The following is a 22,316-nucleotide window of genomic DNA, read 5'->3' on the forward strand; positions in this document are numbered from 1 at the left end:
CCCCCATCATGCCCGGCTCGCCCCGGGAACCGGACCAGAACGCCGACCGCGTGGCCCGGCCCCGGAGCGGACCGGCGGCGCCGGCCTCAGGAGAAGTCCGGGCGGAGCGGCATGCGCGCGTCGGTGTCGTCGAGCTTGACGCCGAGGATCTGGTGCAACTGGACCACGTTCTTCTCGAAGCCGAGAGTGCACCCCGCCATGTAGAGCCGCCACACCCGCGCCGTGCCCTCGCCGACCTCCGCGACCGCCGCGTCCCAGTTGCGGTCGAGGTTGTCGCACCAGCGCCGCAGCGTCAGGGCGTAGTGCTCGCGGAGGTTCTCCTGGTGCCGGATCTCGAACCCGGCATGGTTCATCTCCGTCTGGAGCCGGCCCGGTCCTTCGAGCTCCCCGTCAGGGAACACGTAGCGGTTGATAACCCCGCCGGGCGTCATGGGCGGCAGGTCGTTGCGCGGGCGGGTGATGCAGTGGTTCAGCAGCCGCCCGCCCGGCTTGAGCTTGTCGTACAGCCCGGTGAAGTAGCCGGGCAGGTTCTTCTCCCCGATGTGCTCGGTCAGGCCGATGGAGCTGATCCGGTCGTAGATGCCGTCGGGAACGTCCCGGTAGTCCATGTGCCGGACCTCGGCCAGGTCCGAGAGCCCGTCCTGGGCGATCCACTTCTGCGCCCATTCCGCCTGCTCCTTGGACAGCGTGACCCCGAGCGCGCGCACACCGTACTCCCGCACGGCGTGCCGGACCATGCCGCCCCAGCCGCAGCCGACGTCCAGCAGCCGCATGCCCTCGCGCAGACCGAGCTTGCGCGCGACGAGGTCGTGCTTGCGGTACTGGGCCTGCTCCAGCGAGGTGTCCTCGGTGTCGAAGACGGCGCAGGTGTAGGTCATGGACGGGCCCAGCACCAGCTCGTAGAAGGCGTTGGAGACGTCGTAGTGGTGGTGGATCGCCTCGGCGTCCCGTCCCTTGGAGTGCCGCGTGCCGCGCCCGAACAACCGCGAACGGCGCACCTCCTGCGGGGGCGGCGAAACGCGGTTGACGAACTTCACCCACCCGACGCTCTTGGCGATCTGCACCAGTTCCAGCGGTGACAGCTGGCGCCCCGTGCTGAGGGCGACATCGGAGGTGCGCTTCAGCGCGGTGTACATGTCGCCTTCGAGGTCGATGTGCCCCGACACGTAGGCCCGCGTGAGCCCCAGCGCGCCGGGGGCCTGGGCCAGGTAGTTCAGTGCCACCGGTGTCCGAACGACAAAGGTCACGTCGCTGTCCGGATCACCGGCGGTGCTGCCGTCATAGGCTCGGAACCGAACGGGCGCGTTGGCGCCGACGACGCGTTCGAAGATCTCCGCCAGCCGCATGATCGTTTCCTTCTCCCCTCTCCCCGCACGTCGCCCCTCCCCCCGGGTGGACGCGTACCATCCGTTACCTCACCTGCGCGCCGACACACTTGGCGTGCAGGCCGAGCAGCCGCCCCCGCGGGTCGTAGGTGCTCTTGAGCCGCTGGTAGGCGTCGCCGTTGTACAGCCGCCAGAATTCCTCCTCCGAGTAGAAGACATCGGAGTAGAGCGACTTGTGCCCGCCCAGCCGGGCGACCTCCTCCTCGACCAACCGGTTGTGATGGGCCTTCCGCTGACCGGGACGCATGGGCACCATCCCCCAGAACCCGAAGTTCACATAGAGCCGGTCGTGCTCCAGGGGGTAGAGCGGCCATACATGGGCCCGCGTGCTTCCGGGGTCCGGCTTCTCGCGCAGCCGCAGCGGACACATCCAGACCGGAGCCATGCCGATCTCGGAGTGGAAGAAGTCGAGGAACTCCGTCCCGCGCTCCACCCCGACCTCGACGTCCTGGATCAGCGGCTCCTGCTGCGGTCTGCCGCGGTAGTGGTCGAGGAGCCGGCTGAAGTCGGTGCGCCGGTCCAGCGCCACGAGCCTGCGATAGACATCGGACCGCTTCAGCGAACGCGGCCAGAACCGGCGGACCGCGGGATGCTGCGCGCCGAACGCGCGAGAGCACCAGAACCAGTCGGTGTCCCAGCGCCACAGGTAGTCGTGGATCGTCAGGTAGTCGCCCGGGCCAGGGCCGGCGTAGCGCGGGATGGACCGGTAGTAGATGCCGTCGCCCGTGTAGTCGCTGGTCCAGGGAGCCGAATCGACGAAGGTGGCCAGCGTCAGGTAGAGCTCGTCCCGGGCGAACACGACTCCGTCGACGAAGTCCACCCGCTGCCCGCCGTACTCGGCGTCGGAGCAGATCCGGGCGAAGGCGTCCATGGCCTCCTCGGCAGCGCCGAAGCGCAGGTGCCGCAGGTGGACATACGGCTTGACCGGCTCCAGCTCGATGCGCAGCCGCAGACTGTACCCGAGGCTGCCGTAGGAGTTGGGGAAGCCGTAGAACAGCTCCCGGTGCTCATTGTCGCGCCTGGCCACAACGGTGTCCCCGGCGCCTGTCAGGATCTCGATCTCCCGCACCGACTCGTGCGGCAGCCCGTTTCGGAACGACGAGGACTCGATCCCCAGCCCGGTGACGGCGCCGCCGAGGGTGATGGTGCGCAACTGCGGTACGACCAAAGGCATCAGCCCGTGCGGCAGGGTCGCGTCGACCAGATCCTCGTAGGTGGTCATCCCGCCGACCTCGGCGACGCGTTCCACCGGGTCGACCGAGAGCACTGAGGTGAAGGCGCTCACGTCCAGCCGGCGCGCGGCCGAGGACTCGCGGAACCGGAAGAGGTTGGAGGTCGGCTTCGCCAGGCGCACCGGGGTGTCGGATGGCAGCTTCGCGTAGTCGCGGCGCACCTGCTGCACTGCGGCAACGTGGTCGGCGAAATCGCGCCGGGGAGACTGGCGTTTCACGTTCACCCTACTCATCACCTGCTCCGGCATCCGGGGCGCTCTCGTCCTCAGAAGCGGGGCCCCTGGCCCCTGGCTGGGGGACAGCTTATGTCTACTTCCCAGTAATCTTCCCTTCGACTCACCGGTTCGGCATGTCACCCTTCAGCTATGCCATTGTTCGAGTTCGAGGGAACCGCGCCCGCGGTCGCCCCTGGTGCATGGGTCGCACCGACCGCCACGCTGGTCGGCGACGTGACGGTCGGGGAGGAGCGTCGATCTGGTACGGCGCGGTCCTCCGGGCCGACTTCGGCCCCATTGTGGTCGGCGAGGGGGCTAATATCCAGGACAATTCGGTCGTACACACGGACGGGACGGTGACCTCCGTCGGCCCCGGGGCCACCATCGGCCACCTTTGCGTGGTGCACGCCTGCACGATCGGGGCCGAGGCCGTTATCGGCAACGCGTCCACGGTGCAGGACGGCGCGGTCATCGGGGAACATTCCATGGTGGCCGCCGGAGCGCTGGTCCTGGGCGGAACCGAGGTACCGCCCGAGGCACTGGCCCTCGGGGTCCCGGCGAAGGTCCGCGGCCCCCTCACCGGCTCCGCGCGCCAATGGGTGGAGAGCAACCCCGGGGTGTACCAGGAGCTGGCCCGGCGACACGGCCGCGGCGTTCGGGAGCTGTGATCCGGCCGCATATCATCTGCTGACGTGCGCATTGCTCTCGTCGACTCCGGGATCGGGATGCTCTCCACCGCCGCCGCCCTCCGCGCGGCCCGGCCGGACGCGGACCTGGTCCTCTCCATGGATCCCGACCACATGCCGTGGGGTCCGCGAAGCGCCGAGGACGTGATCGGGCGCGCGCTGGCGGGAGCGCGCGCCGCGGCCGGCCTCGGGCCCGACGCCATCGTGGTCCCGTGCAACACCGCATCGGTGCACGGTCTCACCGCGCTGCGCGAGGAGTTCGAACCGCGGATTCCAGTCATAGGCACGGTCCCCCCGATCAAGCCGGCCGCCGCTCCCGGTACGCCCATCGCGGTGTGGGCGACGGCCGCCACCACCCGCAGCCGGTACCAGAGCGACCTGATCGAACGTTTCGCCCCGGACGTCCCCGTGACGCAGGTGGCCTGCGTGGGCCTGGCCGAAGCGGTCGAATCGGCCGATGCCGCCGCCATCGCCGACGCCGTGTCCTACGCCGCCGGCACCACCCCGGCCGACGTGACCGGGGTGGTCCTCGGGTGCACCCACTACGACCTGGTGAGTGAGCGCATCGTCGCGGCGCTGGGGCGGCGCGTCGCCCTGTTCACAGCGGCCGGAGCCGTCTGCGCGCAGGCCCTGCGGCGGCTGGGCACCGAGGCCGATCCGGGCGCCCCGCGGACCGGCTCGGTGAGCGTACTCGCCAGCGGGCGTCCCGCCGCGCTGCCCGACACGGCGCTCGCCTACCCCGCGGGCGCCCTGCTCGCCCTGCCTCCCGACGGGAGAACCCTCGCCGCCGACACCCTGTGAGCACGGCCCGCTCAGCTGACCGGCTCGCTCGTGACCAGGGCCGCGTCGGCCAGGGCGCGGACCAGCGCGCGCACCCCGACCGTGTCGTTGTCGTACAGCAGCGTTTCCAGGAGGGACAGCGCCGCCTTCTGGTCCCCGGGGTCGCGGCGGACATGCCGCCAATGGGGTTCCGCTGCCGCGTCGGTGAGCATCAGGGTCCGACCGACCTGACCGAGCGCGTTGAGCAGCGCCGCGTCGTCGGGACGCTGTTCCAGCGCGGTGATGAGCAGATCGGCCTGACGTTCCGGATCGACCCGCTCCGGCGGTTCTTCACGCAGATGAGCCAGGACGTGCTCAGCGGGGATACCCGGATCGGTCCCCTGAACGCACTCGGCCTCGGCGCCCGCCCTGGCCAGCTCCGCGGCCGGATCGTCGCCGTGGCGGATCCCGCCCAGCGCGCGGTGGCCGCGGTCGAGCGCGCTCTCGGCGACCCACTTCGCACCGCGGGCGGCGGCCAGGCGGGCGGCGCTCAGCGACAATTCCAGGCAGGGTCGGCGCGCGTCGACCCGTTCGAAGTAGCGCGACCACGTGGTCAGGGTCACTCCCAACCGCCAGTCGTTGGGAAGCGCGCCTTCGGCGACGAGCTTCTCGACCGCGTCGGCCCAGGCCCTTCGGAAGGCCGGATGCGCGTCGGCCTCCTGGAGGCCCGGCAGGGCGGCCAGCGCATCCTCGGCCGGCCGCTCCCCCTTCCGTGCCAGCTCGGCCAGCACCCGCGCGCGCTCGAAGCGGATCCGGCGCTGCGCGGCGGCCCTGGGAACGCCGCGCGGCCATGTCCCGGTCCCGTTGACTTCCAGGCGGTCCAGCGTCTGCAGCGCCTCGGTGGGGCGCTCCTGACACCGCAGCGCCCGAACATAGCCAAAGTCGTAGTCGACGCTTACGTGGACGCCCGCCTTCCCCGCCTCGCGTGCGCGGTCGTCCAGGACCCGCACCGCTTCGTCGGGCCGTTCGTCGTCGATCAGCGCGTTGGCGTGCGCCAGCACCAGCGACTCCCAGGCCGGCTCCCCGATCCGGGCGGTGGCCATGGCCTCGGTGGTCAGGGCGATGCGGTCCGCGGCGTTTCCCGGGCCGTCGATGTTGGCGTAGCACGCCAGTACGTTCTCAGCGGCACATGCGGCGGATGCGCACTCCGCACCATCCACGTGTGCCGCGCTCAGGCGCGCTTCGGCCTCCGGTAGGGCCGTCGCCCCCTCGCCCCGGTCCCCCACACGGGCCGCGAGCGGCCAGTGCTCCAGGAAGTTCTCCAACCAGCGGGATTCGGTGACATCGCGTGCGGCGCGCAGGGCCGCGGGCAGCCCCGCCCTGAGCCGGACGACATCGCCCTCCACCGCCAGTTTCGGCATCCCGATCACGGCGTCGGCGGCCTCAGTGTGCCCGGCTTCTCTGAGATCCTTGGCTGTTTCCCCCACCCAGGTCCATAGCGTCATTACGGGCCCCCTACTCTCGATTCATGACCGAAAGTAGCAGCACGATTACAGAGTCATGTGGAAAATGCGAAAAGTCCCCAAGCAGCAGTACCTATAGACTCGGGGAGGCACCGGGCCTTGGACGCGGTTGAGTGAAACGGACGCGAGCGCGACAGCAGTGACGGGAGCGCGACCAGCATGGGATGGCGAGACCGGTTCGGACTCCGCAAGGCGAGGCGCAAGGGCAAGGCCCGATTCGACCGCGCCGCCGACGACTCCGACGTGAAGGCTCTGATCGAGTTCGCGAAGAGCCGGGTCGGCGTCGAGTTCTTCGTGGAGCCCGAGACCTTCGCGACGAGCACCACGGCCGTCGCCGTGGCCACCGACGGCGAATGGATCCGGCGCCGGGTCGGCTCCCCCGATGTCATCCGGCGGGTCGCCCGCGACCTCGCGGCCCCCGCATACGATGTTCAGATCGTCGGCTACCCGAAACGCATGCGCGAGTGGACCGCGCGCAACAAGCGCGGTCTGTCCATGGACGACTAAGCTCAGTGGGCAGGGAACCGACAGGTTTCTCCGGTTTCCCCGGCTCTCTACCGAGCAGAAAGACACCCGCGCCCTATGAGCGCATCGAACAAGAACGGCATGCTCCATGGCTGCCCCGCGCGATGATCCTCGCCGTGTGGACGGTGATCGGGTTCGCGGTCGCGGCGTGGCTGTTCCTGCAGCTGCAGAACCTCCTGGTGCTGCTGCTGATCTCGCTGTTCCTCGCGCTCGCGCTGGAACCCGCCGTCAACTGGCTGCACCGGCACCGGTGGCCGCGCGGCCTGGCGACGGGCACGGTCATGCTGGCCGGGTTCGGCGTCGTCGTCGCGTTCTTCTCGGTCCTCGGGTCGATGCTGCTCGGCCAGGTCCTCTCCCTCGTCGATCAACTGCCCGACATGGCGCGGGGGCTGCTGGACTGGGTCAACAGCACGTTCGGCACCGACTTCGCGCCCACCCACCTGGTGGCCGGGCTCTCCGACGCCAGCGGGCTGGCCGAGCAGTATGCCAGCGGGCTGGCCGAGAACGCCTGGGGAGCCGGGACCACGCTCCTCCTGCTGCTGTTCAGCAGCCTGACGATCGCACTGTTCACCTTCTACCTGACCGCCGACGGTCCCAGGTTCCGGCGCACCATCTGCTCGGTGCTGCCGCCGCGCACCCAGCGCGAGGTACTTCGGGCCTGGGAGATCGCGATCAGCAAGACCGGCGGGTACATCTACTCGCGGGCGCTGCTCGCGGTGATGGCCACGGTGGCGCACTACGTCGCCCTTCTCTTCCTGGACATTCCCTACCCCGTCGCGCTGGCGCTGTGGGTGGGGGTGCTGTCCCAGTTCATCCCGACGGTGGGCACCTACATCGGCGGGGCGCTGCCGGTGCTGGTCGCGCTGATCGAAGGGCCCTGGCCCGCGCTGTGGATGCTCGTTTTCATCACCCTTTACCAGCAGTTCGAGAACTATGTGCTGCAACCGAGAATCACCGCCCGGACCTTGGACATGCATCCCGCGGTCGCCTTTGGCGCGGTTTTCGCCGGCGCCGCTATTCTCGGAGCCCCCGGGGCACTGCTGGCGCTTCCGGCCGGAGCGAGCCTGCAGGCATTCCTGAGTGTCTACATCAAGCGCTACAAGGTGGCCGAGCACCCCCTGCTCGGCGCCGCAGAGGAGGACGAGGATCCGGAACCCGGCGGATCAAAACAACGAAAAGAGACCCCTGCCACGGACGTGCACGCGCGGGAGCCACGGGACACCGCTGAGAGGCGCCCCCGGAGCGACCAGGACGGCCCCGCGGATGGGGCACAGCAAGGCTGACCGGTTCCCGCGCAGCAGAACACACGCCCCTGTGTGACAGGACGGACACCAACCGCGATGGTTTCCACCGTGTGCGGGTTTTTGGTCATTGATGACGACCGTTTGCCGCAACTCCTTCGGCCAACGTGGTTCCCTAGCGAGGGGTTCCCATCGCATACTCACCTGGGAGGGGGACTACGAGGATGAAGCAGGATCTCACGGCCCTGTGCTGCGAATGCGGCGCCAGCCGGTACGTCAGCGCCTACCGAGGCATAGGTGAGGCGCAGTCCGCCTATGGGCTCGCGCGGTGCGTCGTCTGGCGGATGTGCCGGAACTGCGGTCACCGGACGTACCACGCCTACTTGCGCAGCGACCAGGACCGGGACGAGCTGGAGGACGCCCTCAAGCTCGATGACGCGCTCGCCGCCGAGGCCCTTGACGAAGAGATCGAACAGCTCAGGCTGTGCGGGATCGACATCGGCCACGCGACGGTACCCGCGATCTGGGACGGGCAGTCGGTGGGTATGGTCACCCAGCGGCTGACCGACCGCTCCTACTCCATCGTCCTCGACCCCGAAGCCTCCGTAGTCGCGCGGCTCAAGCTCATCGACCTGATGTGGAACGAACTCTCGATCGGCGACCACCACGACCGCTGGCACATCCAACCCGCTGACGACGACTCCCCCGGCTACGCCGTTCGACTGTTCGGCTACCGCGTACCGCGGTGACCGGCAGCGGCGGCCGGATCCCCGGTCAACGGGCGGTCGGGGTGGCGGCTGCGTTCAGGCGCCGCAGCGCGGACCTGGCGACGTCGGGATCGGTGGTACCCCAGTAGGGCGGCAGCGAGGAGCGCAGGAACCCTCCGTAGCGCGCCGTGGCCAGGCGCGGATCGAGGACCGCGACGACACCGCGGTCGTCCATGGACCGCAGCAGCCGCCCGGTCCCCTGTGCGAGCAGCAGCGCCGCATGTGTCGCGGCCACCGCCATGAAACCGTTCCCCCCTTGCGCGCCCACCGCTCTCTGCCGCGCTGAGGCCAGCGGATCGTCAGGACGTGGGAAAGGGATCCGGTCCACGATCACCAGTTGCAGCGAGGGCCCTGGAACATCGACCCCCTGCCACAGCGACAGGGTGCCGAACAGACAGGAGCTCTCCTCCTCGGCGAAGCGCTCGACCAGCCTGCCGGTGGAGTCCTCCCCCTGGCACAGGATCTCGAAGTCCAGCCGCTCTGCCAGTTCCTGGGATGCCTGCTCCGCGGCGCGCATCGAGGAGAACAGGCCGAGCGCGCGCCCTCCCGCCGCCTCGATCAGCTCCGCGATCTCATCGAGGTAGCGGGTGTCGAGGCCGTCGCGGCCGGGCGGGGGCAGGTGGCCGGCGACGTAGAGGATGCCGCTGCGCCCGTGCTCGAACGGGGAGCCGACATCCAGCCCCCGCCAGCGCGGCTCTTCGGCGGAGGTGTCGTGATCACCGGTACTGTCCCCGGCGGCCCCGTCCTCCGCTCCGTCGGGCCGCTCCATGGTCTCCGGCCCCAGTCCCCACCGCGCCGCCATCGACGTGAACGAGCCGCCGAGTGCGAGCGTGGCCGACGTGAGCACGGTCGTGCGGTCGCCGAAGAGCTTCTCGCGCAGCAACCCGCCCACGCCCAGCGGCGCGGCATGCAGGGTCGGCTGCTGTTTGGGCCCCTTGGCCAGCCAGACGACGTCGCGGCGTTCGCGCAGCGGCGGCTCGAACGCCTCCAGGATCCGTACGGCGGTGTCGTGCACCTCGTCGAGCGCCGCCAGCGCGAGCCTGCGGTCTGCGGTGGTACCGGTATCGGGATCGTCCTCGTCCGGCGGACCGATAGCGGTGATGCAGGCGTGCGCGGCGTCGCGGACACTCCGCACCGCCCCGGCGAGCCTTCGGGAAGGTGGTCGATCCGGCCCGCACCGGTCTCGGTGAACATGAGCGCGAGTCCGTCGGCCGTCTCGCTGAGCCGCTCGGTGATACCGGCCTCGACCAGCCGCGCCGCACGCTTGACGGCCGTGTTCACCGGCCGCTCCCCGAGAACGCCGGTGGCCACCGAGGTGACGCGGTCGACGAGCTCGTGCGCCTCGTCCACGATCAGCACCCGGTGCTCGGGAAGCAACTGGTACCCCTGCATCGCGCCGATGGCGAGCATGGCGTGGTTGGTGACGACGACATCGGCGCCGCCGGCGTCGGCCCGGGCCTGCTCGGCGAAGCACTCCTGGCCGAAGGGGCAGGCGGCCGCGCCCACGCACTCGTTGGCCGAGACGGACACCTGGCGCCAGGCGAGGTCGCTGACCCCGGGGATGAGCTCGTCGCGGTCGCCGGTGACGGTCTCCTCCGCCCATTCGTGCAGCCGCTTCACCTGGCGCCCGAGCGAGGACAGCTGGCGGGGGTCGAACAGCTCCGCGTCATCGGGCTCGGAGTCCCCCGCGGTCTGCAGCCGGTGCCGGCACAGGTAGTTGCGCCGGCCCTTGAGGATCGCGAACGTGGGTTCCCGCTCCAGCAGCGGTCCGAGAGCGGCGGCCAGCCGCGGCAGATCGCGTTCGATGAGTTGGCGCTGCAGGGCGATGGTGGCGGTGGAGACCACCACCGTGGTGCCCTCGACGACGGCATGGCGGATGGCCGGTACGAGGTAGGCGAGCGACTTCCCCGTGCCGGTGCCCGCCTGGACCACCAGGTGCTCTTCGGTATCGATCGCGGAACCGACCGCCTCGGCCATGGCCACCTGGCCATCGCGGCGACTGCCGCCGAGGGCGTGCACCGCAGCGTCCAACAGTGTCTCGACGTCGGGAAGTTCTGCCACGGTTGAGACGGTACCGTCACCCGGGGGCGGCCGGGCCGTTCCGTCCACAGCCCCGCGGAACCGGCCGGTGCGGAACTCCCATCGGCGACGGCCCGGACACCCCTCACCGCCACGCGCAGGCTCCGGCGGGGCGGCGACGCATCGATGCCCGGCGCGGCGCCCGTAGGGAGCGCCCGCGCCGGTGAGCTGCAGCGTTGCCGTCCGCCCTACTCGTCCGCGACCTTGAGCACCAGCTTGCCGAGGTTCTCACCGCGGAACAACCGCAGCAGAGTCTCGGGAAACGCCGCCACTCCACCGGACACCACGTCCTCCAGCGACCGCAGCCGGCCCGCCGCCCGCCACTCCGCCAGCTGCGTGATGCCCTCGGAGTACCGGTCGGCGTAGTCGAACACCACCATTCCCGTCATGGAGGCGCGGTTGACCAGCAGCGACATGTAGTTCCTCGGGCCCTTGACCGGATCGGCGCTGTTGTACTGGGAGACCGCACCGCAGATGACGATGCGGGCACCGCGCGCCAGCCGGTCCAGCACGGCCTCCAGGACGTCACCGCCGACGTTGTCGAAGTACACGTCGACGCCGTCGGGGGCATGCTCGCGCAGCGCCTTGCGGACGTCCTCGGTCTGGTAGTCGATCGCGGCGTCGAACCCGAACTCCTCGACCACCAGCCGGCACTTGCGCTCGCCGCCGGCGATGCCGATGACGCGGCAGCCCATGATCTTGGCGATCTGGCCGACCACGCTGCCGACCGCCCCGGCCGCTCCGGAGACCACCACGGTCTGCCCGGGCTCGGGGCGTCCGATGTCGATCAGACCGAAGTAGGCTGTCAGCCCCGTCATGCCGAGCGTGCCGAGATACGTCGGCAGGGAGGCCACCGCCGGGTCGACCTTGGTGAGGCCGCGCCCGTCCGACAGGCAGTACTCCTGCACGCCCAGCGAGCCCGACACGTGGTCGCCGACCGCGAAGCCGGGGTGCCGGGAGGCGATCACCCGTCCCACCGCGCCGGCACGCATCACCTCGCCGACCTCCACCGGCGGGATGTAGGACTTGCCCGCGTTCATCCAGCCGCGCATCGCCGGGTCGATCGACAGGTAGAGCACCTGGACCAGCAGTTCCCCGTCGCCGGGTTCGGCCACCGGCTCCTCGGTGTGCTCCCAGTCGGTAGGACGCACCTGCCCCACGGGACGTGCAGCCAGGCGCACCTGGTGGTTGATTCGGCTCATTTCCGGCAGCTCCTTCGGCGGTCGGCGGTGGATCGGCCGGCGGGCACAGCCCGCAGGCTGCTCGTAGCGCACCGACACACGGCTATGCACGTACCGACTGATCGGTATGCAGTCGTGAGGGTACGGCGCTCTCACGCCCAGGGCAAATGGACCCGCGCTTTGCCGTTCCGGCGCAGGTGGACGAGCTGAACGGCCCTGGGAGCGTGGGCCCGCGCGCTGCCGGGGCCACGGCGTCTGCGCTGGCCAGCGCACTGCGACGGGGGCGCGGCCCCGGCGGGGAACGCATGGTCGTTTTCGTCACCGCTGGAGAAGGAACGCACCCCGCAACTGCTCGCCGTGACCGCCGTTGTCCAGTCACCCGAACGCGAGGCCTTCGTCGGTGCCGAAGCCGGTGAGGACGCGGACCGCTCGCGGGCCCTACGGGACCGCAGTACAACCCGCGCTCGCGGGACGCGGCCCCGAGTCGGGGGTCGTCTCCCCGGCAGAAACGACGAAACGACCCGGCGAGGAGACCGAAGGCCTCCGAGCAGGGTCGTCCCGGAGTCGAGTGGAGCTATGGGGATTCGAACCCCAGACCTCCTCCATGCCATGGAGGCGCGCTACCGACTGCGCCATAGCCCCGCGAAAGAACGCACCCCCAGTGTATCGGACCCCTACGGTCACGGCGGCGCGGTTCCGGAGTCGCCCGTCGCCAAGGGGGCACGGCGCCGTCTTCGGCGGCCGGTGGCATGTGAGGCTGCGCGGAGGGTGACGAAAACGGCGGTGGGGCGCGTCCACGAATGGACGCGCCCCAGGGCATGCCAAGGCCAGGCGGGCCGGGTTCTTGCGGGCGGTCACCTCTGGGCGGGGCCGAGGGCGGGTACGAACCAGGCGGATGCCGTCCGCCGGCGGCGCAAGAACCGCCGCGGTCGCGCAGCCCACCATGCACCTGGATCCCCGCACTCCACCGGCGCAGGACTAGCTGAGCAAGCCGCGCCGGTACGCCTCGGCGACGGCCGCGGCGCGGTCGCGTGCGCCGAGCTTGTCGTAGATGTGCTGCAGGTGGGTCTTGATGCTCGCCTCGCTGATGAACAGGCGGGCGGCGGCCGCGCGGTTGGACATGCCATCGGCGACCATCTGAAGTACCTCGAGTTCCCGGTCGCTCAGTCCCCGCCCGGCCGGTTTGCGCAACTGCCCCGCCGAGGGCGCGAGCACCGACTCACCACGATGGACCGCACGGACGGCGCGCACCAGCTCCTCGGCCGGTGCGTCCTTGAGCAGGTAGCCGGTGGCACCCGCCTCGATCGCGGGCAGCACGTCGGCCTCACTGTCGAAGGTGGTGAGCACGAGAACGCGGACGGCGGTCGACCTCTCGCACAGCGCGGTGATCGCCTGGACGCCGTCCAGCTCCGGCATCCGCAGGTCCATGAGCACCACATCGATTCCGAGGCGCGTGGCCTTCTCGACGCCCTCGCGGCCGTTGGACGCCTCACCGGCCACCTCGATGTCCGGCTCTTCGGCGAACGCGCCGCGCAGCCCGTCGCGGACGATCGGGTGGTCGTCGACGATCAATACGCGGATCACGGCGCCTCTACGGTGACCGCGGGGACGCTGACGCTGACCGCCGTGCCTTCCCCCGGCGCGGTCTCGATCTCCATCGCGCCTCCCGCACTCCGGATCCGCTGCCGCATGCTGTCGAGCCCGACTCCCTGTCCCCCGGCGCCGGTCATGCCCCTGCCGTCGTCGCGGACGTCCAGCAGCACGGCGTCGTCCAGGTAGGACAGGGTCAGCCCGACGCGCGATGCCTCGGCATGCTTGGCGACGTTGGTCAGCGCCTCCTGAGCGGTCCGGAACAGGGCCACCTCGATCGCCGAACTCAACGGTAGCCGGTCTCCGGTGACGTCCACGCGCAGGTCGATGTCCCTGCCCTTGGCCCAGCGGTGCGCCATGTCACTGAGCGCGTCGGGCAGGTGGGCCTCGGCCAGCTCCCGCGGCCGCAGTGCCTGCACCGAGCGGCGGGCCTCGGCCAGGCTGTCGCGGGCCAGGGCCAAGGTACGGTCCAGATGCGGCCGCGCCTGATCAGGCGAGTGCCATACCCGCTGCGCGGCCTGCACCTGGGTGACGATGCCGGTGAGGCCCTGGGCCAGCGTGTCGTGGATCTCCCGCGCCATGCGCTGGCGTTCGTCGAGCATCCCGGCCTCGCGGGCCTGGGACAGCAGTTGGGCGTGCAGCCCGGCGTTCTCCTCCAGGGCCGCCTCCAGCTTGGCCACCGTCAGCTTGCGTTGTTCGTGCTGCTCGCTCGCCTTCTCCCCGAAGACGTAGCCGGAGCTGATGGCCAGTGTCTGGATGGCGATCACACCCACGTAGACGGAGATGTGCTGCACGAAGGGGGTGCCCGGATCCGTCCCCGGAAATCCCATGGTCATCGTGTTGAGCGCGACCGAGGACCCGCCCACTCCGGCCATGGTCCAGGGCCACGGTTTCAGCAGTGCCGCGTGGAAGAACCCGGTGATCGCGAAGAGCAGGAAGAGCAGGTCGTGCCACATCAGCACCACGAAGAGCACGAGCAGGCCGGCGAAGTACACCCGCATCGGCGCCTGGCGCTCCCGGCGTTCCTCTGATGCGAGCGTGTGTCCGGCGAGGATCCAGCCGGCGGCCAGCCCCGCCAGGCTGAGCGTGATGCTCCGGTCGGCCCAGGTCTGGCCCGGCTGGACCAGGCTGAGGATCGTCGCGGACGGCAGGAGGAGCCAGGGGAGGGCGATCAGCAGCACACCCCACCACTGCTCCCAGTCGCGGCCGGACTCGGGGGGTCCCTGGCTCATCCTCGCCTCACTCCCAGCGGAACAGCTTGGCCGCTACCGCGCCGGCCGCGACCGCGATCAGCGCCATTATCGCCAACTGCGCGAGCTGGGGAGGCCCGGCCGTCTCGACGCCAACCGCGGTCGCCGCCCCGGTGTCGCCGAACCAGGCGTCCAGCAGCGCCTGCACACCGGGCGGGGTGTAGTCGCCGATGCGCACCACAACGTCGGGCAGCGTGAACCGCGGCAGGAACACGCCTCCGAGGAACATGAACGCCATGTACGCCAACATCGCGAAGCCGTTCGCGGTGCGGACGTTGGGTGTGACCGCGGCGATCAGTATGCCGATGGCCAGGAGCGCGCCGTAGCCGACCACGAAGGCGAGCGTGAACCACCACGGGTGCTCGGGCAGCGGGACATCGAGCACCAGCCACGCCGCGACGACGAGTAGTCCGGCGGCCGCGGCGGCCGCGGCCAGGGCGACGATGAGCTGCGCGGCCAGCACTTTGCCCGGATGGACGGGCGTCGTGGACATCCGGCGCAGGATGCCGTTCTCCCGATAGGTGGCGATCGTGGCCGGGATGTGCTGCACCCCGAGGATCCCCAGCCCCAGCACCAGTGCGGACGGTGCCCAGAACTCGACGAAGCGTGCTCCGCCGAAGTCCGGCGAGGGCTCTCGGAGGACGGGGATGGCGCCCATACCGAGCAGGAGGATGGTCGGAAACACGACTCCGAAGATCACCGCCATGGGTTCGCGCAGAAACAGCCTGCCTTCGACGGCGGTCAGTTTCACCAGAGTAGACACGGCGGCTACTTCCCTTCTTCGTCGTCGAACCTGCGGCCGGTGAGCGCTACGAAGGCGTCGTCCAGGCTGGTCTGCTCGACGCGCAACTCCTCGGCGATGATGTGGTTGCGCGCGAGCACCGACGTGATCGCGTGCAGCAGGTTCCCGGTGCCGGTCACCACGACCTGCCGCCCGGCGCGTTCGACTCTGGTCACCTCGGGTAGGTCGGCCAGCAGCCCGTCGTCGAGCGACACGGAGGGACGGAAACGCACCCGCTGCTCCTCGGCGGCCCGTGCGACCAGGCCGGCCGGGGTATCCAGGGCGGCGACCCGGCCGGAGTCGACCAGCGCGATCCGGTCGCACAGGCGTTCGGCCTCGTCCATGAAGTGGGTGACCAGCACGATCGTGATACCGGAGTCACGGACCTGCTCGATCAGATCCCAGGTGTCGCGCCGCGCCTGCGGGTCCAGGCCGGTGGTCAGCTCGTCGAGCACCGCGACGGCGGGGCTGCCCACCAGGGCGAGCGCAATGGACAGCCGCTGCTTCTGACCGCCGGACAGCTTGCGGAACTGGGTGCCGCGTTTGTCGGCGACGCCAAGGCTCTCCAGCAGCGTGTTCCAGTCCGCCGGCCGGCGGTAGAACGAGCTGTACAGATCCATCGCCTCGGCGACCTTGAGCTTGTCGGGCAGCCTGCTCTCCTGGAGCTGCACGCCGACCCGCTGGCGCAGTTCGGCCGCGTCCCGCTGCGGATCCCGGCCGAGTACGGTGACCGTGCCCCGGTCGGGGGCGCGTAGGCCCGCGACGCATTCGACCGTGGTGGTCTTTCCCGCGCCGTTGGGACCGAGGATCCCGAAGATCTCGCCTTCCTCGACGGCGAACGACACATCGTCCACCGCCACCGTTTCGCCGTAGCGCTTGTGCAGATTGGTTACCTCGATGACCGCCATGCTCCGAGAATGGCCGCGGTGAGCAGGGCGGCACATCGCCCCGCCGGCTCGAAGACCGGTGGATCGAACCATCGACCGATCGGTTGATGCGCCCCGCCGACTCGCGGCTGCCGGGAGCGCTGAGACAACACGGCCGCACTGCTCAAAGGCGGGAGCAGGGGGCCAAGAGCGCTGGCCGGACCGCCGGTGACCGGTCCGACCGGGTTGCCTGTGGGTGGTTCCGGATGACCGGCGCCGGGTGGGCGGCGGTGGTACCGCCTCGACCGCCGGACGGGTTCGCCGTGCCCAATGGCCCAGGAGATCGATGAAGTCCGGGCCGGAGCCCCGCGCACGGCCGCGTCTCCGACAGCTCCGTTCGGGGCATATGCAGGGGCATGAGCGACAGATCACACGGGAACCCGGTCGAGACCCTGGTCCGCTGGGAGGAGCACGGCGCTGTGTGGCGGGTGCTGGAGCGGACCCCGTCCCAGGTGACGGTGGCCCTGTGCCGGTGCGACGGTGGCGAGGAGGTGGAGCGCCTGGTCTCCGGCGATCCGGAACTCCTCGCCTTCGTGGACGAACGGGAGGCTGCCGTGGACTCGCCCCCGCCCTGATCGAAAGGCGGGGCCAGTCTGCGGGTGCGCGTGACCATGCGGCGCATCGGGGTTCGTCCCCCGGCGGAAACAACAAGACGACCCGGCGAGGAGACCGAAGGCCTCCGAGCGGGGTCGTCTCGGAGTCGAGTGGAGCTATGGGGATTCGAACCCCAGACCTCCTCCATGCCATGGAGCGCGCTACCGACTGCGCCATAGCCCCTTGGTCGCCGCAGCGACACCCTGACTCTACCGGATGCGCGGGGGTCGTCGAGCCATTACCGGCGTGGCCGCTTCTGCGCTCCGTTGTTTCCCTTCTGCACCTCGGCCGCAATACGCTTGATGGGTGTCCGAATCAAAGCTTGAAATCCAGATGCTGCATGATCGCCTCCTGATCCGCCCTGTGCACGAGAAGGGAGAGCGGCGCAGCAGCGCGGGCCTGGTCATCCCGGACACGGTAAAGATGGGGACCCGCCTCTCCTGGGGCGAGATCTGCGGGGCCGGTACCAGTGCCCGGCACGTCAAGACCGGCGACCGGGTGCTCTTCAATCCTGACGAGCAGCAGGAGGTCGAGATCCACGGCGAGCTCTACGTGGTCATGCGCGAGCGCGACATCCACGCCGTGGCCAACGAGGACCCGGAGTACGGCACAGGGTTGTATCTGTAGCGGGACTCCTCTGTTCCGGAGGCGGCGCCCTCCGGCCACCGGGCGGCCCGCGGCCGGGCCCGCGGGCTCCGCGACGCGTGTCCCGCCGGGGCGTGTTTCCAGCGAAAACCTCTTTCGGGGTAGTGCCCCGGGGCTCGCCATCCGCCGCGTGAGAACGCACTATTGAGTAATGACGCAGGACGTCGACTCCTTTGTCACCGCCGGCAACGAAGCGCTGGCGGCCGCGGAGTGGACACGGGCACGGGACTCCTTCCATGCGGCGCTGGAGGTCCGGAGAACCGCCAAGGCACTGATCGGCATGGGCGAAGCCCTGTGGTGGCTGGGCAAGCTCGACGAGTCCATCGGATTCCGCGAGCAGGGATATGCGGCGCTGCGCCGCGAACCGGATCCGTCCCAAGCCGCGTTGACCGCCCTGCTCCTGTGTATGGATTACTGGAAGCACATGGGCAACCGTGCGGCGGCGGCCGGCTGGCTGGCCCGTGCCAGCCGGCTGGTCGAGGACTTCGCCCTGGAGGAGACGCGCGGCTGGCTGCTGATCGTCGGGTCCGAGACACTGGTCGATCCGGAGAGCGGTGAGCAGGAGGCCCGGCGGGCGCTGGAGCTGGCCCGCAGGACCGGCGACATCGATCTGGAGCTGTGCGCGCTCAGCCAGATCGGCGCGCTGCTCGTCCGGCAGAGCAAGGTGACCGAGGGCGTCGCCTACCTGGACGAGTCGATGGCGGGCTGCCTCAGCGGCGAGGGCGGCAACCCCGACACGGTGGTCCTCTGTTCCTGCAACATGATCACCTCCTGCACCCGGAGCGCCGAGTTCGAGCGCGTCGTGGAGTGGGTGCGCGCCGCCGACCGGTTCGCCAAACGCTACGGCTGCCCCTTCCTGTACGCGGAATGCCGCACGTACTACGGCGGCACACTGGTGGCCACCGGCGACTGGCGGCAGGCCGAGGTGGAGCTCACCGCGGCGATCGAGATCTCGCGGTCGTCCGTGCCGGAGTACCACCGACAAGCGTTGTCCTCGCTCGCCGAGCTGCGCCTGGCCCAAGGGCGCATAGAGGAGGCCGAACGGCTCGTCGGCGGGCTTGAGGACCATGCCGTGGCCGCCCCCGCGCTGGCGCGCATCCACCAGCTGCGCGGCCGGCCCGCTGCGGCCGCGGCGGCGGCCCGGCTCGCCCTCCAGGAGCAGGAGTACGGCGAGGAACGGCCGGAGAGCGCGCCGCTGCTGGAGCTACTCGGTGAACTGGAGATCGGGCACGGCGACGCCGAGAAGGCGGCGGAGCGCGGTCGGGCGCTCGACGCGCTGGGAACCGAACGGGGCAGTCCGCTCATCCGGACGCGCGGCGAGCGCCTGCTGGGCACCGCCCTGGCCGCCTGCGGCGCTCCCGCCGCAACGCGGCACCTGGAGTCGGCGGTCACGGGGTTCCTCCGGTTGGAGATGCCCTACGAGGCGGCCAGGAGCCGACTGCTGCTCGCCGAGACGCTGTTCGACGCGGAACCGGAGAGCGCGGTGATACAGGCGCGCGCCGCGCTGAGCGCCTTCGAGACCCTCGGCGCGGAGCAGGGGGCGGACGCGGCGGCGGCCCTGCTCCGCCGGCTGGGGGTCAGGGCCGCCCGGATCGGCCCGAAGGGGCTGCCCACCCTCTCGAAGCGGGAACGCGAGGTGCTGGCGCTCCTCGGCGAGGGCCTGTCCAACCCCGGCATCGCCGACCGTCTCTATCTCAGCCGCAAGACCGTCGAGCATCATGTCGCACACGTGCTCAGCAAGCTCGGCGTACGAAGCCGGGCCGAGGCGGCCGCCGTGGCCGCGCGCCATCTTGGGGCGGGACCAGCCGCGAAATAGGTGAGTTCCCCGATGCTCCCGCCCGGCCTCGCATGCCAGGTTGACCTGCAGGGGCGCCCTGCAGGGAGCAGCGGCGCCGAGGCGGCGGCCGCCCGTGCCGCGCCGGGGAGGGCACCATGACGACGATCACGATCCGCACAGCAGAGGCTCCGGACCTCCCGCAGGTCCGCACCGCGCTGAGCACGGCCTTCTTCGACGATCCGGTGCTCAGGTGGGCCGTCCCCGATGACGACCGCTACCGCACCGTCGGCCCCGGTCTCTTCGGGCTGTACGTCGAGGCGTTCCACCGCTTCCGGGAGATCCGCACGACCGCCGACGGGGCCGGCGCCGCGCTGTGGGCACCGCCCGGCGAAGAGGCGGTCGGCGACGACGAGGCCGAGGCGTTCGGTCACCGGGTGGCGACCGTAGCGGGGCCTGACAGCGTCCGCTGCTTCGAGCTCGACGCCCTCATGGCCGAGCGCCACCCGCGCGAACCGCACTGGTACCTGATGGTCCTCGGGGTGGTTCCGGCCTACCAGGGCTTGGGCATCGGCTCCGCGCTCATGGCGCCCGTACTCGAACGCTGCGACCGCGACGGCGCCCCCGCCTACCTGGAGGCGACGACCGCCCGCAGTCGCGCCCTCTACGAGCGCCACGGCTTCCGGACCATCGGCGAGATCACGTTGCCCGGCGGGCCTTCGCTGTGGCCGATGTGGCGCGCCCCCGCCATGGCACGGGTATGAGCAACGACCACGCGCGGCCCGGACCCGCGCCCGACACTGTAGGGAGGAGCCTATGGCAATGAGCCCGGAGACGCTCGACCGGCACGCGCCGAGGAGTTCGCCGGAACGGTCTTCGAGCTGTACACCCACGCGGTACTGACCCTGATGGTCGACCTCGGCCACCGCAACGGCCTGTTCGAGGCCGCCGCAGCGGGCCGCGCCCTCCTGGCGGAGACCGGTTTCGGCCCGGTACACGCGTTCCAGGTTCCGGACGACCCGCTCGACACCGTGTACGTGGCGCGCAGGCCGGGCGCCCCTTCCTGAGGGCTGGGGGAAACCGGCGCGTGTGCCCTCAGGCCGGGGGGCGGGCCGGTCCCGGGCGTGCCGCGCGCCTCCCGCACCGGTTCGGCGCGGTCCGCTGAACGGCGCGGCCGCTCCCTCAGATCTCCTTGCGGATCCGGTGGAGCACCGCTCGGGCCGCGGTCGCCTGTTCGGCCTCGGTCGCCAGGCGGTTCATGAGGTCCCAGTAGTACTGGATCTCACCCGGCCTGTCGGGGTAGCGGGCGCTGACGAGCTGTTCGAGGTAGACCACGTCCGGGAGGTGGTGTTCGGGCAGGCGCAGGATGGCGATGGGCCCGCCGGCCGCGGCATGACCGCCGGCGCTGAACGGCATCACCTGGATGGTGACGTTTCCGAGTTCGGAGATGTCGAGGAGGTGGTCGAGCTGTGCGCGCATGGTCGGGACGCCACCGAACGGGCGGCGCAGCGCCCCCTCGTCGATCACGGCCCACAGGTGCGGGGGCCGCGCCCCGCGCAGGATCCGCTGGCGCCTCATGCGCAGTTCGACGCAGCGCTCGATCTGCGGTATGGCAAGTCGGCGGCGGCTGAACCCGGTGATCGCGCGGGCGTAGCCCTCGGTCTGCAGCAGTCCGGGGATGAACTGCGCCTCGTAGTTGCGGATGACACGGGCAGCCTGCTCCAGCCCCAGATAGGTCTCGAACCAGTTCGGTACCACGTCGCTGTAGGGCTGCCACCAACGGGGAGCGTTCGCCTGCCGGGCCAGAGCCAGCAGAGTGGCGCGCTCGGCCTCGTCGACGGCGCCGTACCGGGTGAGGAGAACGGTCATGTCGTTCTCCTTGACACTGGTCTGCCCCAGCTCCAACCGGCCGATCTTGGTGTGCGAGGCCTGGATCGCCTCGCCGGCCTCCTCGCGGGTGATGTCCCGGTCCTCCCGCATCCTGCGCAGCTGGGCACCCAGCACCATCCGCGCCGCCATCGGCCCGGTCTGCTGGTAGACATGACCGCCAGGGTGGCCGCCCACAGCCTGTCGGATTCCCATGCTCACCCTCGCAGCATCGCCGTCTCCGCCCCGAACGCGACCAGAAAGATCTTTCCACATTCTCTGACGGCCCCGGCGGTACGCATAAGGTTTTGATAAGGATTTCACCGTTTTTTCCGCGGCCGCCCGGCGGAGTCTTCGCATCCGGGAATCGCGGCCGCGACCGGATACGCACAGAGGCAGAACGCTCATTTGACGCCGAACCCGGGGCTCTAGACTGTGCGGTAACGCCGATCACAGCTATAGGGAAAGAGAGTTCCGGTGAGCGACAGTTCGGCAGTTCCCAACGATTCCGGCCCGTCACCGTCGCCCAAGATCGACACCAGCGTTCCCCAGTCAGCCCGGATCTGGAACTACTGGCTGGGCGGTAAGGACAACTACCCCGTCGACCGGGCGGCCGGGGACCAGGTTCTCGAGGTCTACCCGGAGATGGCCAACGCGGCCCGCGCCGCCCGGCACTTCATCGCCCGTGCCGTCCGGTACCTGGCCGGCGAGGTCGGCATCCGCCAATTCCTGGACGTCGGCACCGGGCTGCCCACCGTCGACAACACCCACGAGATCGCCCAGCGCGCCGCCCCCGAATCCAAGATCGTCTACGTCGACAACGACCCCCTGGTCCTGGCGCACGCCCGCGCCCTGCTGACCAGCTCTCCTGAGGGCGTCACTGTCTACGTCGACGCCGACCTGCACGACCCCGCCACGATCCTGCGCGAGGCAAGCCAGACGCTTGACCTCAGCCGACCCACCGCCCTCATGCTGATGGGCATCCTGGGACACATCGACTACGAGGAGGCGCTGTCGATCGTGCCCCGGCTGCTGGACGGCCTGCCGTCAGGCAGCTACCTGGGAACCTACGACTTCATCGACACCAGCCAGGGGGTCAAGGAGGCTGAACGGCTCTACGAGGAGAGCGGCACACTTCCCTACCGTCCCCGCCCGATCGAACAGATCGCCGGTTTCTTCGAAGGCCTGGAGCTCGTAACGCCCGGCGTGGTGGAGGTCACGCAGTGGCGGCCCGACCCCTCCCCCTTCACGCACACCAGGGTGGACGTGGCCGGCGGGGTGGGGCGAAAGCCCTAGT

Annotated in this window: 20 protein-coding genes, 2 tRNA genes and 1 pseudogene; 11 read left to right on the plus strand and 12 right to left on the minus strand. The window is 70.3% G+C overall.

Features of this window, described 5'->3' with window-relative positions:
- Positions 1–86: 86 nt before the first annotated feature.
- Together VS93_RS06655 and VS93_RS06660 are read right to left on the minus strand one after the other, a co-directional pair.
- Positions 87–1,346 carry a class I SAM-dependent methyltransferase gene (locus VS93_RS06655; RefSeq protein WP_046469124.1) on the minus strand — a complete coding sequence of 420 codons (1,260 nt, stop codon included), beginning with the start codon at positions 1,344–1,346 and terminating at the stop codon, positions 87–89.
- 64 nt (positions 1,347–1,410) lie between these two features.
- Entirely contained in the window at positions 1,411–2,850 is a 1,440-nt protein-coding gene (locus VS93_RS06660) for an FAD-binding oxidoreductase (protein ID WP_046469156.1), read from the minus strand.
- Between the two features lie 182 nt (positions 2,851–3,032).
- On the opposite strand from VS93_RS06660, the gene VS93_RS06665 reads away from it, so the two are divergent.
- Positions 3,033–3,500 (plus strand): gamma carbonic anhydrase family protein, encoded by a 468-nt coding sequence (locus VS93_RS06665; protein ID WP_201776562.1) that lies wholly within the window; start codon positions 3,033–3,035, stop codon positions 3,498–3,500.
- 24 nt (positions 3,501–3,524) lie between these two features.
- The gene (locus VS93_RS06670) at positions 3,525–4,319 is read left to right on the plus strand and encodes a glutamate racemase (protein WP_046469125.1); all 795 of its coding nucleotides are present in this window, start codon (positions 3,525–3,527) and stop codon (positions 4,317–4,319) included.
- A gap of 11 nt (positions 4,320–4,330) precedes the next feature.
- On the opposite strand, the gene VS93_RS06675 is transcribed toward VS93_RS06670, so the two are convergent.
- The gene (locus VS93_RS06675) at positions 4,331–5,782 is read right to left on the minus strand and encodes a hypothetical protein (RefSeq protein WP_046469126.1); all 1,452 of its coding nucleotides are present in this window, start codon (positions 5,780–5,782) and stop codon (positions 4,331–4,333) included.
- 177 nt (positions 5,783–5,959) lie between these two features.
- On the opposite strand from VS93_RS06675, the gene VS93_RS06680 reads away from it, so the two are divergent.
- The 3 genes from VS93_RS06680 (at position 5,960) to VS93_RS06690 (ending at position 8,315) form a co-directional block, all read left to right on the plus strand.
- A complete protein-coding gene (locus VS93_RS06680) occupies positions 5,960–6,307 on the plus strand; it encodes a hypothetical protein (protein ID WP_046469127.1) in 348 nt (115 codons plus the stop codon).
- 122 nt (positions 6,308–6,429) lie between these two features.
- A complete protein-coding gene (locus VS93_RS06685) occupies positions 6,430–7,608 on the plus strand; it encodes an AI-2E family transporter (RefSeq protein WP_082126667.1) in 1,179 nt (392 codons plus the stop codon).
- A gap of 182 nt (positions 7,609–7,790) precedes the next feature.
- Positions 7,791–8,315 (plus strand): DUF6315 family protein, encoded by a 525-nt coding sequence (locus VS93_RS06690; protein WP_046469128.1) that lies wholly within the window; start codon positions 7,791–7,793, stop codon positions 8,313–8,315.
- Between the two features lie 25 nt (positions 8,316–8,340).
- Here the strand turns inward: VS93_RS06690 and VS93_RS06695 are convergent.
- The 7 genes and pseudogenes from VS93_RS06695 to VS93_RS06725 form a co-directional block, all read right to left on the minus strand.
- A pseudogene (locus tag VS93_RS06695) lies at positions 8,341–10,394 on the minus strand (ATP-dependent DNA helicase).
- 206 nt (positions 10,395–10,600) lie between these two features.
- The gene (locus VS93_RS06700) at positions 10,601–11,614 is read right to left on the minus strand and encodes an NADP-dependent oxidoreductase (RefSeq protein WP_173434273.1); all 1,014 of its coding nucleotides are present in this window, start codon (positions 11,612–11,614) and stop codon (positions 10,601–10,603) included.
- Positions 11,615–12,162: 548 nt separating this feature from the next.
- Positions 12,163–12,235, minus strand: a tRNA-Ala gene (locus tag VS93_RS06705).
- Positions 12,236–12,571: 336 nt separating this feature from the next.
- Positions 12,572–13,177: a response regulator gene (locus tag VS93_RS06710; protein WP_046469129.1), complete on the minus strand. Its 606-nt coding sequence runs from the start codon at positions 13,175–13,177 to the stop codon at positions 12,572–12,574.
- Positions 13,174–14,415: a sensor histidine kinase gene (locus tag VS93_RS06715; RefSeq protein ID WP_046469130.1), complete on the minus strand. Its 1,242-nt coding sequence runs from the start codon at positions 14,413–14,415 to the stop codon at positions 13,174–13,176. Before VS93_RS06715 ends, VS93_RS06710 begins: the two co-directional genes overlap by 4 nt.
- Before the next feature lie 7 nt (positions 14,416–14,422).
- Positions 14,423–15,196, minus strand: coding sequence for an ABC transporter permease (locus VS93_RS06720; protein ID WP_046469131.1), 774 nt, complete (start codon positions 15,194–15,196; stop codon positions 14,423–14,425).
- 5 nt (positions 15,197–15,201) lie between these two features.
- The gene (locus VS93_RS06725; protein WP_046469132.1) at positions 15,202–16,122 is read right to left on the minus strand and encodes an ABC transporter ATP-binding protein; all 921 of its coding nucleotides are present in this window, start codon (positions 16,120–16,122) and stop codon (positions 15,202–15,204) included.
- A gap of 374 nt (positions 16,123–16,496) precedes the next feature.
- Here VS93_RS06725 and VS93_RS06730 point away from each other — a divergent pair, with 374 nt between their 5' ends.
- Positions 16,497–16,715, plus strand: a complete 219-nt coding sequence (locus VS93_RS06730; RefSeq protein WP_046469133.1) for a hypothetical protein — start codon at positions 16,497–16,499, stop codon at positions 16,713–16,715.
- A 130-nt stretch (positions 16,716–16,845) separates the two neighbouring features.
- Here the strand turns inward: VS93_RS06730 and VS93_RS06735 are convergent.
- Positions 16,846–16,917 (minus strand) — tRNA-Ala (locus VS93_RS06735).
- A 150-nt stretch (positions 16,918–17,067) separates the two neighbouring features.
- On the opposite strand from VS93_RS06735, the gene VS93_RS06740 reads away from it, so the two are divergent.
- From VS93_RS06740 to VS93_RS28920, 4 genes are all read left to right on the plus strand, one after another.
- A complete protein-coding gene (locus VS93_RS06740) occupies positions 17,068–17,361 on the plus strand; it encodes a GroES family chaperonin (RefSeq protein WP_046469134.1) in 294 nt (97 codons plus the stop codon).
- Between the two features lie 169 nt (positions 17,362–17,530).
- Positions 17,531–19,195 carry a helix-turn-helix domain-containing protein gene (locus VS93_RS06745; protein WP_052745571.1) on the plus strand — a complete coding sequence of 555 codons (1,665 nt, stop codon included), beginning with the start codon at positions 17,531–17,533 and terminating at the stop codon, positions 19,193–19,195.
- Between the two features lie 116 nt (positions 19,196–19,311).
- A complete protein-coding gene (locus VS93_RS06750; protein ID WP_046469135.1) occupies positions 19,312–19,917 on the plus strand; it encodes a GNAT family N-acetyltransferase in 606 nt (201 codons plus the stop codon).
- 144 nt (positions 19,918–20,061) lie between these two features.
- A complete protein-coding gene (locus VS93_RS28920; protein WP_156184705.1) occupies positions 20,062–20,220 on the plus strand; it encodes a hypothetical protein in 159 nt (52 codons plus the stop codon).
- Positions 20,221–20,335: 115 nt separating this feature from the next.
- On the opposite strand, the gene VS93_RS06755 is transcribed toward VS93_RS28920, so the two are convergent.
- Positions 20,336–21,235: a helix-turn-helix domain-containing protein gene (locus VS93_RS06755; RefSeq protein WP_046469136.1), complete on the minus strand. Its 900-nt coding sequence runs from the start codon at positions 21,233–21,235 to the stop codon at positions 20,336–20,338.
- Between the two features lie 261 nt (positions 21,236–21,496).
- On the opposite strand from VS93_RS06755, the gene VS93_RS06760 reads away from it, so the two are divergent.
- Complete coding sequence (locus VS93_RS06760; RefSeq protein WP_046469137.1) at positions 21,497–22,315, plus strand: SAM-dependent methyltransferase; 819 nt, start codon at positions 21,497–21,499, stop codon at positions 22,313–22,315.
- The last annotated feature ends 1 nt before the right edge of the window (position 22,316 follow it).

Source organism: Allosalinactinospora lopnorensis, assembly GCF_000981225.1.
Lineage (GTDB): Bacteria > Actinomycetota > Actinomycetes > Streptosporangiales > Streptosporangiaceae > Allosalinactinospora > Allosalinactinospora lopnorensis.

What these genes read in the sequence shown, in the direction of transcription:
- VS93_RS06750 (WP_046469135.1), top strand. Translation starts at nt 19,312, where the DNA reads ATGACGACGATCACGATCCGCACAGCAGAGGCTCCGGACCTCCCGCAG.
- VS93_RS06755 (WP_046469136.1), bottom strand. Translation starts at nt 21,235, where the DNA reads ATGGGAATCCGACAGGCTGTGGGCGGCCACCCTGGCGGTCATGTCTAC.
- VS93_RS06680 (WP_046469127.1), top strand. Translation starts at nt 5,960, where the DNA reads ATGGGATGGCGAGACCGGTTCGGACTCCGCAAGGCGAGGCGCAAGGGC.
- VS93_RS06725 (WP_046469132.1), bottom strand. Translation starts at nt 16,122, where the DNA reads ATGGCGGTCATCGAGGTAACCAATCTGCACAAGCGCTACGGCGAAACG.
- VS93_RS06690 (WP_046469128.1), top strand. Translation starts at nt 7,791, where the DNA reads ATGAAGCAGGATCTCACGGCCCTGTGCTGCGAATGCGGCGCCAGCCGG.
- VS93_RS06660 (WP_046469156.1), bottom strand. Translation starts at nt 2,850, where the DNA reads ATGAGTAGGGTGAACGTGAAACGCCAGTCTCCCCGGCGCGATTTCGCC.
- VS93_RS06685 (WP_082126667.1), top strand. Translation starts at nt 6,430, where the DNA reads ATGATCCTCGCCGTGTGGACGGTGATCGGGTTCGCGGTCGCGGCGTGG.
- VS93_RS06740 (WP_046469134.1), top strand. Translation starts at nt 17,068, where the DNA reads ATGCTGCATGATCGCCTCCTGATCCGCCCTGTGCACGAGAAGGGAGAG.
- VS93_RS06665 (WP_201776562.1), top strand. Translation starts at nt 3,033, where the DNA reads ATGGGTCGCACCGACCGCCACGCTGGTCGGCGACGTGACGGTCGGGGA.
- VS93_RS06730 (WP_046469133.1), top strand. Translation starts at nt 16,497, where the DNA reads ATGAGCGACAGATCACACGGGAACCCGGTCGAGACCCTGGTCCGCTGG.
- VS93_RS06745 (WP_052745571.1), top strand. Translation starts at nt 17,531, where the DNA reads ATGACGCAGGACGTCGACTCCTTTGTCACCGCCGGCAACGAAGCGCTG.
- VS93_RS28920 (WP_156184705.1), top strand. Translation starts at nt 20,062, where the DNA reads ATGGTCGACCTCGGCCACCGCAACGGCCTGTTCGAGGCCGCCGCAGCG.
- VS93_RS06655 (WP_046469124.1), bottom strand. Translation starts at nt 1,346, where the DNA reads ATGCGGCTGGCGGAGATCTTCGAACGCGTCGTCGGCGCCAACGCGCCC.
- VS93_RS06715 (WP_046469130.1), bottom strand. Translation starts at nt 14,415, where the DNA reads ATGAGCCAGGGACCCCCCGAGTCCGGCCGCGACTGGGAGCAGTGGTGG.
- VS93_RS06675 (WP_046469126.1), bottom strand. Translation starts at nt 5,782, where the DNA reads ATGACGCTATGGACCTGGGTGGGGGAAACAGCCAAGGATCTCAGAGAA.
- VS93_RS06700 (WP_173434273.1), bottom strand. Translation starts at nt 11,614, where the DNA reads ATGAGCCGAATCAACCACCAGGTGCGCCTGGCTGCACGTCCCGTGGGG.